The sequence below is a fragment of the Cobetia sp. 1CM21F genome (genome assembly GCF_023161745.1).
Taxonomy (GTDB): Bacteria; Pseudomonadota; Gammaproteobacteria; order Pseudomonadales; family Halomonadaceae; genus Cobetia; species Cobetia amphilecti.
Window position 1 is genome coordinate 58,282 of the sequence record NZ_JALNTQ010000002.1, and the last position, 15,708, is coordinate 73,989.

The window sequence follows — 15,708 nt, forward strand, 5'->3', positions numbered from 1 at the left end:
CCCAGCCCATGTCATGCCTCTGCAGTGGCCCCCCTTCTCTGCCCCCCCCCCTCACACTACCTTCATCAGCCTCAACGCGTCATGGATCGCCGCATGGGTATTGCGGGTCGCGACGGCGTCGCCGATGCGATAGAGCTGGAAGCTGCCCTCTGCTGCGCGCTCGGTGTGTTCCGGGCTCGGGCCGTCCGCCGGTTGGGCGAGGCCTGCGATCAGGGCGTCGTAGTCCACTGCCCCGCCATTGCGTGAGTGAGACTTGAGTTCGAAGTAGAGGTCTTCCATCGGGCGGGCGCCGTAGTTGACCACTACCTGATCGACGAGGCGCTGATCCGCGTAGGCACCGGTGCCCTTGCCCTGCGCCACGGCGTCATCCAGATAATCACTGCCGATATGAGCGATCAGCTGGCCATCCTCACTGCGCGTGACACTGCCGAGGCGATAGGTCGGCGTGAAGGTGACGGCGAGACGTTGCAGGCTGCGCATGTAGGGCACCAGATTCATGGCCATGATTTCCGGCGCGAAGGTGCGGTCTGGCGTCATCATCTCGAGCCTGGCACCGGAGTTGGCGATCATCTCGGCGGCCTGTAGCGCGGCGTGGTCACCCGCGTCATCGAACAGCAGCACGTTGCGGCCAGGCGTGACATGGCCCGAGAGAATGTCCCAGCTGGAGACGACCAGCTCACTGCCGACCTGGGGCATGTCTTCCTCGGGATAGCCACCGGTGGCCACGATGACGACATCGGGTTGCTCCGCCAGCACATCCTCGGCCTCAGCGAAGACGTTGTAGCGCATCTCGACGCCGAGCGCCTCACAGCGACTGATGCGCCAATCGATGATGCCGATCATCTCGCGTCGCCGCTCGCTCTGGGCGGTGAGGCGAATCTGGCCACCCGGCTGGTCGGCCGCTTCCAGCACCACCACCTGATGGCCACGCTCACCGGCGACGCGTGCGGCCTCGAGGCCTGCCGGGCCCGCGCCGATGATCACGACCTTTCGGGTGACCTCAGCAGGCGTGATGTCATGGGGCTGCTCCAGCTCCCGCCCGGTCGCAGCGTTATGAATGCAGTAGGCGGAGCCGCCCTGATAGATGCGATCCAGACAATAGTTGGCCCCGACACAGGGGCGGATGGTCTCCTCCTGCCCGGCCATCAGCTTGCGCACGATGTGCGGGTCCGCCATGTGGGCGCGCGTCATGCCGACCATGTCGACCTTGCCAGTGGCGATGGCGTGACGTGCGGTGGCAATGTCCTGAATCTTGGCGCCGTGGAAGGTCGGAAAATCCATCGCTTCGCGAATCTGTCCGGCAAAGTCGAGATGCGGCGCACTGGCCATGCCCTGGATCGGGATGACATCGGTGAGGCCCGCATCGGTATCGATATGGCCGCGCACCACATTGAGAAAATCGACCTGACCGCTATCGCGCAGCAGACGCGAGACTTCCAGGCCATCGCTGGCATCCAGCCCGCCACTCAGACACTCATCTCCCGTGTAGCGAACGCCGACGATGAACTCGCTGTCCACCCGTGCGCGAATGGCGCTCAACACTTCCATGGTGAAGCGCAGTCGATTCTCGAGACTGCCGCCGTAGGGGCCCTCAAGGGTATTGGTGAGCGGCGACCAGAACTGGTCCATCAGATGGCCATAGGCCTGCAGTTCGATACCGTCGAGACCGGCTGCCTGCATGCGCTCGGCGGCGTCGGCGTAGTCCTGGATCAGTCGTGCAATATCCCAGTCCTCGACCCGCTTGGGAAAGGCGCGGTGCGCCGCCTCACGACGATGGGACGCCGAAACGGCCGGCAGCCAGTCGGCCTTGTCCCAACGCGTGCGGCGTCCCAGGTGAGTGAGCTGGATCATCACCGCGGTGCCGTGCTCATGACAGGCATCCGTCAGCTCGCTGAGCCACGGCACCACCTCATCGCGATACGCCAGGATGTTGTTGAACACCGGCGGGCTGTCCTTGGCGACCGAGGCAGAACCCGCCGTCATGGTCAGGGCGATGCCGGCACGCGCACGCTCCTCGTGATAGGCGCGGTAACGCGCCTTGGGCATGCCATCTTCCGGATAGGCAGGCTCGTGGGAGGTCATCATCAAGCGATTCTTGAGGGTCAGATGCTTGAGCGTGAACGGCGTGAGCAGCGGGTCCTGAGCCATGTGGCCTCCTGATGAGCAGACAGCGAGAACAGGGGTGTCTTTATTGCGTACACCTGTGTACAGGTGCTGACTATAGTCCTAGGCTTCAGACCATGCGTCGCGGGAAACACCGTTCTCGCCCGCCTGACGCAGCCAGACTCATCGCTGTCGCAAACAGCATGCTCTTGGCGTCATCGCACGATCGACCTTACATGAGCCTCACCATCCCCCGGCTTTCAGGAGACCGCCCATGCCAGAGTCCCCAAGCGTCCCCCCGGCAAGTGACGGCGCCCAGGCTGCCGGGCGCGGCAAGGCCGAGGACTGGCTGGAAGCCGCCTATCAGCAGCTGTTGCTGGGCGGCGTGGATTCGGTGCGCGTCCTGACACTAGCCAAGACGCTGGGCCTGTCACGCACCAGCTTCTACTGGAGCTTCAGGGACCGCGACGCCCTGCTCACCGCGCTGCTCGCGCGCTGGGATGCTCACAATACCGCCGGCCTGATCGGCCGCTGCGAGCAATACGCCGCCACGGTGGTGGAAGCCATGCTCAATGTCTTCGACTGCTGGCTGGATGCGTCACTGTTCGATTCACGCTTCGAGCTGGCGATCCGCAACTGGGCCTCTCAGAACGCGGAGGTCGCCGCTGCCGTCGCCCGCGCCGATCAGGCACGCATTCAAGCGCTGACCAGCATGCTGATGCGCTACGGCCAGCCCGAGCAACTCGCCAACGTGCGGGCACGCACCACCTACCTGACCCAGATCGGCTATCTGTCGATGCGCACTCAGGAAAGCGTCAGCGAGCGCATCAGCCGCGTCGCCGAGTATGTCGAGGTCTTCGTCGGCGAGCGCTGCGAGCCTCAGGAGCTGGCACGCTTTGCGGCGCGACACCCGGCCTGAAAGGACAAAGCCCTTACCGACGGCAGTCGGCAAGGGCTTGGTAGAAACGTCAACGGCTAGCTGTGTTCAATGGCGCTCGATCAAGCTCTTGGCTCAGGGCCGCGCGTTCAGAAGGCTTCCCACTCCTCCTCTTCACGACGCCGGGATCCACGCGTCGCGCTTGCCGGCGGCGGGAAGGCGGACTGCTCGCCATCCGCCATCGGCTGAGTGCTCATGTGCGACATGGACTGGTGCGACATGGACTGACGCGACATGGACGGATTTGCCATGTCTTGAGCACCCGCCACCTTGAAGCCTGCCATCAGCTGCTCCAGTGCCTGGGCCTGGGCGCTCATGCTGCGCGCCGCGCCACTGACCTGATTGACCAGGGTGGTGTTCTGCTGCGTCATCGCATCCAGCTCGCTGACCGCGGTATTCACCTGGCCGACGCCGGCACTCTGTTCTCTCGCCCCGGCACTGATCTCGGCGATCATGTCGTTGACACGCTCGACACTGGAGAGAATCTCGGCCATCGCCTGACTGGCATCCTTCACCTGCGCCACGCCCTGTTGCGTGTGCGAGATCGACTCATCGATCAGGCCGCGAATCTCGCGGGATGCATCGCTCGAGCGCGTCGCCAGGGTGCGCACTTCCTGCGCGACCACCGCGAAGCCACGCCCATGCTCACCGGCCCGCGCCGCTTCCACCGAGGCGTTGAGCGCCAGGATGTTGGTCTGGAAGGCGATGCCGTCGATCAGACTGATGATCTCGCTGATGCGCTCGGCAGAGCGGTTGATATCTTCCATGCTCGCCTGCGCCTTGCGCATGTCGTCATTGCCGCGGCGCGCCTGCTCGGAGGTCGAATTGACCAGCTGACTGGCCTGCTGGGCGGAATCGGCACTGTGCTGCACGGTAGTGGTGATCTCCTCCATCGAGGCCGAGGTTTCCTGCAGGCTGGAGGCGGACTGCTCGGTGCGCGCCGAAAGCTCCTCGTTGCCCTGGGCAATCTCGCCGGCGGCCTGATTGACGGCGCCCGTGGTGCCCCGCACCTGACCGACCACTCGACTCAGGTCCTCGCCGACGCTGTTCATGGCCGCGGTCAGCTTGCCGATCTCATCCTGACGCTGACTGGTGATGCGCTGGGACAGATCGCCTCGCGCCAGCGCCTGAGCCAGTGACACCAGCGCATCCAGCGGACGACTGATCAGGCGACGCTCCAACCAGTACAACAGGCCCGCCACCGCCAATGCCAACAGCAACGAAAGGCCGAGCACCAGGTTGCGCAGATGGATGATATCGGCGGTGATGGCCTGCTTGTCGACCGTGGTCGCCACCACCCAGTCCCACGCCGGGTATTGTTCGAAGCGCGTGACCTTGGTGCCCGTCTCTCCGGGCAGGCGATATTCCATCTGGCCCTGGGGCTGATCGAGCAACTTCGCGAAGATCTGACGCCCCTGGTCATCACGGACATCAAGCAATGAAGTCCCCTGCCACTGGTCGCCAGCCAGCACCCGGCCAGGGCTCGCGGCGGCAGTGCTTGCCAGCAGACTGAAATCTCCCTCATGCCATTTCACATTGGTGATCGTGGTGTAGAGCTCCTGGATCTGAGCCCCGATATCCACCCCGATGAAGGAAGCACCCACGATGTCTCCCGCCTCGTCCTCGATGGGCTGATAACGCGTCATGTAATGCTTGTCTGCCAGGTTCAGCAAGCCGCTGTAGGACTGACCATTGCGCAGCTCAGCCAGCACCTCGCCCTCCAGAGCGAAGCCGAGCATCCGTGAACCATCGGTATTCTGCAACGAGGTGGAAATGCCGATGAAGTCATCGCCATCGCGCACGAACAGACTGACAGGGGCGCCGGTCCTCTGGGTGAAATTGTCCAGATACAGTGGCTGGCTGTTCTGCATGATGCCGGCATTGCGCAGCACCGGTACCAGACGCTCACCAGCTTTCAGTCTGCGGCTGTCATCGAGACTGAAGCTGTCGGGAATCGTGGCCAGGAATGCGCTCAGCATGCGTGTGACACTCGCCTGCATCGAGGTATCGAACAAGGTGAGCATCTGGGTGACCTGACGCTGTTGCTGCTTGAGGGCAATCTCCATGTCTCCTTCAACCTGGCGTGCGCTGGCGCTCGAGAACACCAGTCCCAGCGTCAGAAACGCTGCCATCATGAGGATCAGGATCAATAGCGCCAACTTGCTGCCGACGCTGGCATGCGCCAGACGCTGTCTGAGTGAAGTCATACCGCGGGTACCCGGTGTGGTGGAAGTTCACCGACTATCGACCAACGTTGACTTAACTGAAGGGCCAGAAAAAAGAATTCATCATTTTTCAGAAGACAGCAAAAAACACCACCAATTGTCATCAAGATGACACTTTCATATGGTGCGGATATCAGTGGCGGGCGTTGGCCACATGAGCGTGGATCAGATGAGCCCTGGCCACGAAAAAGCCCTCACCGACGGCAGTCGGCAAGGGCTTGGCAGAAACATCAACGGCTAGCTGTCACATTCAATGGCGCTCGATCAAGCTCTTGGCGCAGGATCGAGCTCAGGGGTCAGCTTGGAGCAGAGCGCGGCTCAGAAGGCTTCCCACTCCTCCTCTTCGCGACGCTGGGACCCACGCGTGGCCGGTGCCGGCGGGGTGAAGGCAGACTGCTCGCCATCCGCCATGGCCTGAGTTTTCATGTGCGACATGGACTCATGCGACACGGACTGGCGTGGCATGGCGTGTGTTGTCATGGTCTGTCCACCCGCCACCTTGAAGCCTGCCATCAGCTGCTCCAGCGCCTGGGCCTGGGCGCTCATGCTGCGCGCCGCGCCACTGACCTGATTGACCAGCGTGGTGTTCTGCTGCGTCATCGCATCCAGCTCGCTGACCGCGGTATTCACCTGGCCGACGCCGGCACTCTGTTCACGTGCGCCGGCACTGATCTCGGCGATCATGTCGTTGACGCGCTCGACGCTTGAGAGAATCTCGGCCATCGCCTGACTGGCGTCCTTCACCTGCGCCACGCCCTGCTGAGTGTGCGAGATCGACTCGTCAATCAGGCCGCGAATCTCGCGGGATGCATCACTTGAGCGCGTCGCCAGGGTGCGCACTTCTTGCGCGACCACCGCAAAGCCACGCCCATGCTCACCGGCCCGCGCCGCTTCCACCGAGGCATTCAGCGCCAGGATGTTGGTCTGGAAGGCGATGCCATCGATCAGACTGATGATCTCGCTGATGCGCTCGGCGGAGCGGTTGATGTCTTCCATGCTCGCCTGCGCCTTGCGCATGTCGTCATTGCCGCGGCGCGCCTGCTCGGAGGTCGAGTTGACCAGCTGGCTGGCCTGCTGGGCGGAATCGGCACTGTGCTGCACGGTGGTGGTGATTTCCTCCATCGAGGCCGAGGTTTCCTGCAGGCTGGAGGCGGACTGCTCGGTGCGTGCCGAAAGCTCCTCGTTGCCCTGGGCAATCTCGCCGGCGGCCTGATTGACGGCGCCCGTGGTGCCCCGCACCTGACCCACCACTCGACTCAGGTCCTCGCCGACACTGTTCATGGCCGCGGTCAGCTTGCCGATCTCATCCTGACGCTGACTGGTGATGCGCTGGGACAGATCGCCCCGCGCCAGTGCCTGCGCCAGTGATACCAGCGCATCCAGCGGACGGCTGATCAGACGCCGCTCGAGGAAGTAGAGAATGCCGGCCACGGCCAGCGCCAACAGCAGTGCCAGCCCGAAGACCTGATTGCGGACCTGCGTGATGCCCGCCGTCACTTCCTGCTTGTCGATCGTGGTCGCCACCACCCAGTCCCAGGCGGGATAGTGCTGGAAGCTGGTGATACGGTCACTGTCTTCACCCGCCAGGCGGTAATCGATCTGACCGCTGTCGGCGGCGAAGAGCGGCGCGAAGGCCGGCTCGCCCTGCGCATTCTTGAAGTCCATCAGCGAGCGGCCCTGCCACTGACCCGTCGTCAGCACCTTGCCCTGCTGGCCCGGCGCCGTGCTCGCCACCAGACTGAAGTCCTTCTCATGCAACTGGATATTGGTGATGGTGGCATACAGCTCATCGATCTGCTCGCCGACATCCACCCCGATGAACGAGGCCCCGATGAGGTTGTCATTGAAGTCGGTGATCGGGCGATAGCGCGTCATGTAGTGACGGCCTGCCAGATAGAGCATGCCGGTATAGGGCTGGCCGGCATTCAGCGCATCCTTGACCCCACCACTCAGCGTCAGCCCGAGCAGGCTCGAGCCATCATCGGTCTTGAGGGTGGTGGCAATGCGCACGAAATCCTCACCATCGCGCACGAAGAAGCTGACCGGCGCACCGGTGCGATTGGCGAAGTCGGCCAGATAACCGGATTGATTGTTGAGCATGAAACCGGCATTGAGCAGCGCCGGCGCATCGCGCTCGCCGATCGGCAGACGTCGATCCTCGATCAGCGTGAAGTTGTCAGGAATGGTCGCCAGGAAGGCATTGAGCATGCGCGTCACGCTGGACTGCATGGTGGTATCGAACAGTTTGATGGTGTTGGTGATCTGTTGCTGCTGCTGAGCGAGAGCGCGTTCTGTCTCGCCTTCCACCTGATGCATGCTGGCCGTCGAGAACACCAGGCCCAGCGCCGTGAAGGCCGCCATCATCAACAGCAATACCAGCAAGGCAAGCTTGCTGCCGACACTAGCGCGGGCCAGACGCTTTTTTATTGTCATCACTACGCGATACCCCGATCCATGAGAGAAGTATCACGTCTATCGGCCACCGGACTCAGAACTGTAGCGATGCTGCTGACGATTGGGTGCTGACGAGTTCTTGCGAGTTGATTCTGACCAGCGGCGACTTGGAGCGCCGCTGGTCAGTGCGCCCGCATTCATGACTCTCTCGGCCATTACCCCTCAGCGTGTCGCCTGCCACCAGTCATCCAGCAGCTGGCGTTCGGCATCGGTCATCTGCGTCATGTTGGCCAGCGGCATGCTCTTGTCGACCACCGTGCGCTGATGGATACGCATGGCCTGACGCTGGATGTCATCCCAGCCATTGAAGGCCACGCCGGCTGCCGGAGCCGTCAAACCGATCAAGTTCGGCGTATCACTGTGACAGCCGGCGCAGCGTTGCTCGACGATATGACTGACCTTGTCTCGCAAGGCCTGATTCTCCCCCGGGGCCTCATTGTCAGCGGCACTGCTGGCCGCAACGGACGCTGAAGGCACGCTTGTCTCGCCAGTCGCGGGCGCCGTCTGTGAGCGCGGCGCGCAGAGCAGGATCACGCCGATCAGCGCCAACACTGCCCCCGCGGGCACCCACAGGCGCTTGACGCCCTTGTGGTGTTCCACCGTGGCGATGCGGATCAGACCGCCCGTCACCAGCAACAGCAGAATGACGCCGAGGCGATAGTCATTGGCATACAGCAGCGGATAGTGGTTGCTGATCATCATCAGCACCGCAGGCAGCGTGATGAAGGTGTTGTGCACCGAACGCTGCTTTGCGCGCTGGCCGTGGATCGGGTCCGGCGTTTCCCCACGCTTGGCAGCGGCCAGCAGGGCCTTCTGACCCGGGATGATCACATTGAAGACGTTGCCCGCCATGATGCTGCCCATCAGCGCGCCCATCAGCAGGAAGGCGGCACGCCCCGAGAACAGTTCGGTCGCCACCCACGCCGCCAGCGTCAGCCACACACCGACCGCGACGAACAGCGCCCCGGCATGGCGCTTGAAGGGGCTACGGCATAGCGCCTCGTAGCCCAGCCAGCCACCGACGAGCACGCCCAGAGCGCTGCACACGGCCAGGGTGCCGCTCATCTCAAACACGCGCGGGTCGATCAGGTAGGCATGCGGCTGCAGCAGGTAGATCAGCGTGAACAGCCCCATCCCGGACAACCAGGTGACATAGGCCTCCCACTTGAACCAGTGGATCTCGCTGGGCAGCGTTTCGCTGACCCCATCATGACGAAACAGATGATAGAGACCGCCACCATGCACCGCCCACAGCTCGCCGCCGGGGCGGCCATCCACCGCATGAGTGGCCGGCTTTCGCCGATTGTCGAGCCAGATGAAGAAGAACGATGCGCCGATCCAGGCGATCCCCGCCATGACATGCAGCCAGCGGGTCAGCAGCATCGCCCAATCGAGAAGATATGCGCTCATGCCGGCTCCTTAGCTGCCGCGGTAGACACTGTAGGCCCACGGAGTGACCAGCAGCGGAATGTGATAATGGCCACTGGCCTCGAGGGTGAACTCGACCGGCACGCGGCCGAGCATGCCCTTGCCCACCGTGCGGCTGGCAAAGTAATCCCCGACCTGAAACGTCAGACGATAGACGCCGGAGAGATCAGCGGAAGCCTCGGTTTCCTCAAGCAGCGGCACATCGAGACGCCCATCGGCATTGGTCGTGGCCTGCGCGATCTCGTGAAAGTGACCCTGCGCATCCTGGCGCTCCAAGGTGATATGCACACCACTGGCAGCGATGCCTTCGGCCTGATTGAGCACATGCGTCGTCAGTCTGGGCATGGCGATTTCCTGTTCTTGTGTGGATGTGGCGGGTACGACTCGAATCTGGGCAGATGGAAGCTGTACGTATGAAGACTGTGTTTCGGTTTTCTGGCTTGTCCTGCTCTTGCCTGACCTGCTCTGGCCTGCCGTCAGCGGTTGGTGGTATTGCACCCGATGAGTGCATTGCTGCATTCTGACCGATCGGTCAAGGTGCAGGCCGTATCGCCCCAGGACAGACGCCGCTCGGCGCCGTCAGGCAGGTCAGTGGCGATACAGCCTTGTCTTCCACCCGCTGGCATGGCGATGCAACGTGTGACACAGCGTTGGTCAGACGCGTTGCCAGCGACGGCATGCGCCTTGCAAGCTGATGATTCCTTGAGCTTTTCAAACCTATCCCTCTCTCTGGAGCAAGGCGCATGCCAATCGAGACCCCGATGCACTATCTGGTGATGCTGGACACGCTCAACGCCCTGCCACCCGAGGCGCTGGCACGACGCTTGAGTGGTCTCTATGAGCACTCGGACTGGGTGGTGGAGCGCGCCGCGGCAGAGCGCCCGTTCGCGAGCATGGAAGTCCTGCTGACGGCGTGTGCCAATACGGTACGCCAGGCCAGTGATGTCGAGCGCCACCAATTGATTCTGGCCCATCCTGAGCTGGCTGCCGGCAAGCTGGAGACCCTGACGCCCGCCTCGCAGGGCGAGCAGCGTGGCGCAGGGCTCGATCAGCTCGATGACGCCACCCGTGAACGCTTCCTGACGGCCAATGCCGACTACCAGGCCCGCCACGGCATTCCGTTCATCATCTGCGTCAAGGGCCACAGCGCCACCAGCATTCTCGAGGAACTGGAGCGCCGTCTGCCGCAATCCACCGAGGCGGAATATCAGGAGGCTCTGGCCCAGATAAATGCGATCGCCGCAGTGCGCCTGCCGAGGCTGCTCGAGGCCAGTTAGCCACGAGTGCCTCTGCGGCCGCCGAGGCGTGCTGTCTTACGCGTTCTGTCTCATGCGTGCTGTCCTACACGTACCTGACGGCCACGGCCTCGATACTGGCGATCAGTGCCGCCAGGGCCTTGGCGACATCGTCTTCGGTCACCGCCTCCAGCGGGTGGTGGCTGATACCGCGCTCACAGCGCAGGAACAGCATGCCCACCGGACACAGATGACTGACCGCCATGGCGTCATGCCCGGCACCACTCGGCAGCCGGAATGGCGCCTGACCGGTAGCCGCGCTACCGGCATCGACGGCCTGCATCAACCCCTCGTCACAGGCCACGGCATCGGCCGCATGCGTCTGCTCACAGTGGAAGGTGAGGCCCCGTCGCGCCGCGATTCGATGTGCCTCGTTCAAGAGTTCATCCAGCGCACGATCCCGCTGCGCATCATCCAGCGCGCGGATATCCAGACTCAGTGCCGCTCCCCCGGGGATGACATTCACCGCCCCGGGACGCAGCTCGCAACACCCCACGGTCGCGACCAGCGAGTGGTCCGCCATGTCAGCGCGCTTGCCCGCCTGGACATCACGCGCCAGCGATTCCACCGCCAGTGTCCACTCCGCCGCCGCACACAGCGCATCCTGACGCAGTGCCATCGGCGTGGTACCGGCATGCCCCGCCTGGCCGACGAAGTTGACCGCGAAGCGTCGCGCACCGGCGATACCGGTCACGGTGCCCAGCGCCAGATTCTCGGCTTCCAGCACCGGGCCCTGCTCGATGTGCACTTCCAGATAACCCAGCGGCGGATCCTCCTGCAGGCTGGCCCTGGCGGCCGTCTGCCCGGAAAGCCCGAAGCGTTCGAGCGCGTCGCCAAGCGTGATGCCGTCCTCATCCTCTACCCGCTCCCAGTCCGACTGCCAGCGTCCGGCGATGGCATGGCTGCCGAGCAGGGTCGCACCGAAGCGGGTGCCTTCTTCATCACCGAAACCGACCACTTCCAGCGCGAAGGGCAAGCTCTGCTCGCCGGCATCGGCGCGCTGCCTGAAGTGCGTCAAGGCAGCCACCCCGAGCAGTACACCAAGAATGCCGTCATAACGGCCAGCGTCCGGCACGCTGTCCAGATGCGAGCCGATCACCAGTCGCGGCACGCCGGCTTCGCTGTCAGCGGCAGCGGCGAGAGCGGGTGGACACCAGCGGCCCCAGAGATTGCCGGCGCCATCCTGCCAGCTGCGCAGACCGGCAGCCTTGAGCCAGCCAGCCGTGGTGGCGTTGGCGGCGGCGTGTTCCGGCGTCAGATAGCGGCGGTCGATCCCGCTATCGCTGCGTGAGATGGCCGCCAGGGTGTCGCAGGCGGCCAGCACATCGGCGGCCGTTTCCAGCGGCGCGATGGCGCCCGGGGGTATGGATTCGGCATCACTCATGACTGGCCTCCCGTGCCGGGATCGGCGTGGCCATTGGCCGCCTGACCCTGATGCTCCTGATAGAAGTCCAGCGCGGCGCCGACGCCACCGCCGGCCACAGTCTTGACGCCACCCCGGCGCAGAGTCTGCTCCAGCGCCGCCAGCGTAGTCAGCACGGTATCGCGACGCGCGTTGTAGCCCATCACGCCGAGACGCCAGACCTTGCCGTGCAGCGGGCCGAAGCTGGTGCCGATCTCGATGCCGAAGTCCTCCAGCATGCTGCGGCGCAGGCCATCGCCATCCAGACCGTCGGGGATAATCACCGCGCTGACGTTGTTCATGCGGTGGGCCTGGTCGCCGAACAGCGCAAGTCCCAGCCCCTTCAAGCCTTCGACCATCGCCTGACCATGCAACGCGTGGCGCGCGATGGCGTTGTTCATGCCCTCATTGACCAGCAGGCGCGCACACTCACGTGCGCCATACAGCATGCTGGTGGCTTCGGTGTGGTGATTGAGGCGCAGCTCTCCCCAGTAATCGAGCACCATGGAGAGATCGAAATAGTTGGAGCGGATGCGCGCGCCCGGCTCCGCCAGACGATCACTGCCGCTGCTGATGCCCGCCTCGACATGCCGCCGGGCATGCACCACCTCCACCGCACGCGGCGACAGCGTCAGCGGCGAGCTGCCTGACGGCCCCGCCAGACACTTCTGCAAGCCGGCGGTGACGGCGTCCAGCCCCCACTCATCGGTCTTGAGCGGATTGCCCGCCAGCGAGGCAGTGGCATCGCTGTAGAACAGCACGCCTTCGCGGCGACAGATGGCGCCGATGTCTTCCAGCGGCTGGCACATGGTGGTCGAGGTATCGCCCTGCACCAGTGCCAGCACGCTGGGCTTGACCTCGCGAATGGCGGCTTCGATCTGCTCCGGGCGGAACACCTGGCCCCACTCGCATTCCAGCGTATGCACCTCGGCACCGCAGCGCTCGGCGATCTCGCGCAGCAGATGACCGAAACGGCCGAAGATCGGCACCAGCACACGCTCCCCCGGCTGGATCAGCGAGACCAGCACCGCCTCGATACCGGCACGCGAGGTGCCATCGATCAACAGGGTCGCATCATTGGTGGTCTCGAAGACGCCGCGATAGAGCTGCATCGTCTCGTTCATGTAGTGCGTCATCGCCGGGTCGTACTGGCCGATCAAGGGAGCGGAAAGCGCTCGCAATACACGCGGGTCCGCATTGATCGGACCGGGGCCCATCAGCAGGCGCTGGGGAGGATGAATCTGGTCAAAGGTCGGGCTCACGGTCGCTCCTCGTGCAGCAGGGCATGGAATGAGGGGAAGACTCGCCAACTCGCCGAGCCTCATGCCCAGACTACTGCAACAAGTGCGCCAGAATTTCAGAAATGAAACAAATGTTGAATTACGGATGTATTCGACGGGAGCCCCCCCTGTCATGGCGTGGGCATCGAGTGGCAAAAGGCTCTCTGATAACCGAGTGACAGAAAGACAGCCCGGTAAAAGACAATATGCCTGCAAGATAACGCTATAATTTTACTGACCACACTGCCCAGTATCGCACTGACAGTGCATGCCTTGCCTGCCAGGCACCATGACGGGGCATGAATGAGCTGAATCGACGCTTTCATTACCTGTTTCATGCGCCGGCGCTCACTGCCCGAGGCTGAACTCGCCACATGAGTCTGTTATACAAGGAGGCATCGGATGAGTGAGGGTTGCCTCATCCGACCTGATCATCGCTGCCGGAGAGCCACATGACGCTGGAACAACGCCTGGAACGAGCAACGGAACTGGCCAGACAGGCTGGTGAACGCATGGTGCAAGCGCGCGAGGAACAGGGTTTCGCGCACCATTACAAGAAAGGCGATGAGCTGGTCACCGACATCGACGTGGCGATCGATACCTTCCTGGCGGAAGCGCTCGAAGCCGAATTTCCCGAGGATGCGCGCCTTACCGAAGAGCTGTCACCTGAGCGTGACGTGATCGGTACCAAGGGCGGCCTGTGGGTGATCGACCCCATCGACGGTACGGTCAATTTTGCCCATGGCCTGCGCCATGTCGCCGTGTCCATCGCCTGGTGCGAGCGCGGCAAGATCCAGATGGGGGTCGTGCATGCACCCTTCCTCGGCGAGACCTTCACCGCCATCCGCGGCAAGGGGGCCTGGCTCAACGGCGAGAGCATCTCGGTCAGCGAGACCGATGAGATGAGCCGCGCGCTGGTCGCGACCGGCTTCCCCTACAACCGTGACAGCCGTCCGCCGCTGCTCAAGCGCCTTTCGGCCATGCTGCTGGTCTGTCAGGATGTGCGCCGCAACGGCAGTGCCGCGCTGGATCTCTGTGATGTGGCGTGCGGCCGTCTGGACGCCTATTACGAAAGCGTCTCCCCCTGGGACTTTGCGGCGGGCCTTCTAATCGCGCGCGAAGCCGGCGCACGCACGGGTCATCTGTATCGCTGTCCGGACGGCATTCCCGATGAGCTTTATGGCGAGAATATCGTGGTGGCCTCACCGGCCTTGCATGCTCCGCTCAAGCGCCTGCTGGAAGAGGCCGATGCCAGTTCAGGGCTGCCGGGGCTGTAGTGAAGAACTCAAATACAGGACTGTAGTGACGCGGCTGTGATGGCATGACTTTCATGAACTGACTTTCATGACATGACTTTAATGACAGACTACCGCTGCAATACGCAAGAGCCCCGCCAATTGGCGGGGCTCTGTGTTTCTGGCTGGCTGACACTCGGCCTCAATCGCCCAGGTTACCGCCCTTCTTCTTGCCCTTGGCGGCCGACTTGCTGGTCGCCTTGCTGCTGTCTTTGCTGGCATCTTTGCTGGCAGAGTCCTTGCTCGCCGGCTTCTTGTCAGCGCTGGGCGCTTTCTTGCTTGAAGCTGCCTTGCCGGCAGGCTTGGCCGCTGGCTTGCTCGAAGCTTCCTTGCTTGCGGGCTTGGCGGCTGGCTTGCTGGTCGCTTCCCCTTTGGCGCTGGCCTTGCCGGTGGCAGCACCTTGAGGCGCGGTGGCGGTTGATTCAGCCTCAGCGGCCTTGGCGGCGGCTGGCGCCACCGTCGGCTCCTTGAGCAGGCTCAGCCGTTGGCCGATTTCCTGCCACAGGCTGCGATAGCTGACCGCCGGTGAGCTGTTGCGCGAGAAAGTCCCGATGGGCTTGCGCTCGATCCCCATGCGCTCGACCACGCTGGAATACGGGATAAAGCCACTGAGCTGCAACGGATAATCCTGCTTGAGCGCTTCCATCACATCCTTGTGCAATGTCTTGCGGCGATCCACCAGAGTGAAGAACGGCCAGACGGGCACATCGAGATCGATCTCGGCCAGATAGGCGTTCAATTGCTCCAGGGTACGCAGCGACAGAACCGTGGGAATGATCGGCACCAGCAGGGTATCGGCAGAGGCGAAGACCTGCTCGGAAAGACTGGAAATGCTCGGCGGACAATCGAGGATAACAAGGTCATAGTCATCGCGCACCGGCTTGAGGACCTTGCGCAGTCGGGTGCGCTTCTCTTCCTCGAGAATGTGGTCGAGATTGCGGTAGGAGAATTCCGCCGGCAGGACATCCAGGTTCTGATAATCCGTGGAACGGATCACGCGGGACATGTCCTGCTTGCCGCTGATCAGTTTCTCGACCCCGCCCTTCAGCTTGGGCTTGGTACGCACGTAGAAGGTCGCAGCGGCCTGCGGATCAAGATCCCACAGCAACACACGCAGGCCACTGTTGGCGGCACAATGCGCCAGATTGATGGCAGAAGCAGTCTTGCCCACGCCCCCTTTGATGCTGTACACCGCAGCGATTTTCATGGCTCCCTCCCGTCATTCCAGTTTGTGCAACGTTAGCACAATCCGGCGCCATATCCCTGACTGACAACGGCGAAACGGGAGA

At 63.2% G+C, this 15,708-nt stretch carries 11 protein-coding genes; 3 read left to right on the plus strand and 8 right to left on the minus strand.

What is annotated here, in order from left to right:
- Positions 1-51 precede the first annotated feature (51 nt).
- On the minus strand, positions 52-2,148 hold the full coding sequence (locus MSG32_RS05870) for an NADH:flavin oxidoreductase (RefSeq protein ID WP_248378547.1): 2,097 nt from the start codon (positions 2,146-2,148) through the stop codon (positions 52-54).
- Between the two features lie 229 nt (positions 2,149-2,377).
- Between MSG32_RS05870 and MSG32_RS05875 the strand changes: the two genes are divergently transcribed.
- The gene (locus tag MSG32_RS05875) at positions 2,378-3,022 is read left to right on the plus strand and encodes a TetR/AcrR family transcriptional regulator (protein ID WP_248378549.1); all 645 of its coding nucleotides are present in this window, start codon (positions 2,378-2,380) and stop codon (positions 3,020-3,022) included.
- Between the two features lie 107 nt (positions 3,023-3,129).
- Here MSG32_RS05875 and MSG32_RS05880 read toward each other — a convergent pair whose 3' ends face one another.
- The 4 genes from MSG32_RS05880 to uraH all read right to left on the minus strand — a co-directional run bounded on the left by MSG32_RS05880 (position 3,130) and on the right by uraH (position 9,492).
- The gene (locus tag MSG32_RS05880; protein ID WP_248378550.1) at positions 3,130-5,247 is read right to left on the minus strand and encodes a Cache 3/Cache 2 fusion domain-containing protein; all 2,118 of its coding nucleotides are present in this window, start codon (positions 5,245-5,247) and stop codon (positions 3,130-3,132) included.
- Positions 5,248-5,583: 336 nt separating this feature from the next.
- A complete protein-coding gene (locus MSG32_RS05885) occupies positions 5,584-7,698 on the minus strand; it encodes a methyl-accepting chemotaxis protein (protein ID WP_248379649.1) in 2,115 nt (704 codons plus the stop codon).
- A 183-nt stretch (positions 7,699-7,881) separates the two neighbouring features.
- Complete coding sequence (locus tag MSG32_RS05890) at positions 7,882-9,129, minus strand: urate hydroxylase PuuD (protein ID WP_248378552.1); 1,248 nt, start codon at positions 9,127-9,129, stop codon at positions 7,882-7,884.
- A gap of 9 nt (positions 9,130-9,138) precedes the next feature.
- Positions 9,139-9,492 (minus strand): hydroxyisourate hydrolase, encoded by a 354-nt coding sequence (uraH, locus tag MSG32_RS05895; protein WP_248378563.1) that lies wholly within the window; start codon positions 9,490-9,492, stop codon positions 9,139-9,141.
- Positions 9,493-9,890: 398 nt separating this feature from the next.
- On the opposite strand from uraH, the gene uraD reads away from it, so the two are divergent.
- Entirely contained in the window at positions 9,891-10,424 is a 534-nt protein-coding gene (uraD, locus tag MSG32_RS05900; RefSeq protein ID WP_248378565.1) for a 2-oxo-4-hydroxy-4-carboxy-5-ureidoimidazoline decarboxylase, read from the plus strand.
- A 64-nt stretch (positions 10,425-10,488) separates the two neighbouring features.
- On the opposite strand, the gene MSG32_RS05905 is transcribed toward uraD, so the two are convergent.
- Together MSG32_RS05905 and MSG32_RS05910 are read right to left on the minus strand one after the other, a co-directional pair.
- Positions 10,489-11,826 (minus strand): allantoate amidohydrolase, encoded by a 1,338-nt coding sequence (locus tag MSG32_RS05905; RefSeq protein ID WP_248378567.1) that lies wholly within the window; start codon positions 11,824-11,826, stop codon positions 10,489-10,491.
- Complete coding sequence (locus MSG32_RS05910; protein ID WP_248378570.1) at positions 11,823-13,106, minus strand: alanine--glyoxylate aminotransferase family protein; 1,284 nt, start codon at positions 13,104-13,106, stop codon at positions 11,823-11,825. The genes MSG32_RS05905 and MSG32_RS05910 overlap by 4 nt, the downstream gene beginning before the upstream one ends.
- Before the next feature lie 470 nt (positions 13,107-13,576).
- Here MSG32_RS05910 and MSG32_RS05915 point away from each other — a divergent pair, with 470 nt between their 5' ends.
- Positions 13,577-14,401, plus strand: a complete 825-nt coding sequence (locus MSG32_RS05915) for an inositol monophosphatase family protein (protein WP_043332713.1) — start codon at positions 13,577-13,579, stop codon at positions 14,399-14,401.
- 160 nt (positions 14,402-14,561) lie between these two features.
- On the opposite strand, the gene MSG32_RS05920 is transcribed toward MSG32_RS05915, so the two are convergent.
- Positions 14,562-15,626, minus strand: a complete 1,065-nt coding sequence (locus MSG32_RS05920) for a ParA family protein (RefSeq protein WP_348983961.1) — start codon at positions 15,624-15,626, stop codon at positions 14,562-14,564.
- Positions 15,627-15,708: the final 82 nt, after the last annotated feature.

Coding starts and splice junctions, on each gene's coding strand:
- MSG32_RS05870 (WP_248378547.1), bottom strand. CDS start 2,148: ATGGCTCAGGACCCGCTGCTCACGCCGTTCACGCTCAAGCATCTGACC.
- MSG32_RS05875 (WP_248378549.1), top strand. CDS start 2,378: ATGCCAGAGTCCCCAAGCGTCCCCCCGGCAAGTGACGGCGCCCAGGCT.
- MSG32_RS05880 (WP_248378550.1), bottom strand. CDS start 5,247: ATGACTTCACTCAGACAGCGTCTGGCGCATGCCAGCGTCGGCAGCAAG.
- MSG32_RS05885 (WP_248379649.1), bottom strand. CDS start 7,698: ATGACAATAAAAAAGCGTCTGGCCCGCGCTAGTGTCGGCAGCAAGCTT.
- MSG32_RS05890 (WP_248378552.1), bottom strand. CDS start 9,129: ATGAGCGCATATCTTCTCGATTGGGCGATGCTGCTGACCCGCTGGCTG.
- uraH (WP_248378563.1), bottom strand. CDS start 9,492: ATGCCCAGACTGACGACGCATGTGCTCAATCAGGCCGAAGGCATCGCT.
- uraD (WP_248378565.1), top strand. CDS start 9,891: ATGCCAATCGAGACCCCGATGCACTATCTGGTGATGCTGGACACGCTC.
- MSG32_RS05905 (WP_248378567.1), bottom strand. CDS start 11,826: ATGAGTGATGCCGAATCCATACCCCCGGGCGCCATCGCGCCGCTGGAA.
- MSG32_RS05915 (WP_043332713.1), top strand. CDS start 13,577: ATGACGCTGGAACAACGCCTGGAACGAGCAACGGAACTGGCCAGACAG.
- MSG32_RS05920 (WP_348983961.1), bottom strand. CDS start 15,626: ATGAAAATCGCTGCGGTGTACAGCATCAAAGGGGGCGTGGGCAAGACT.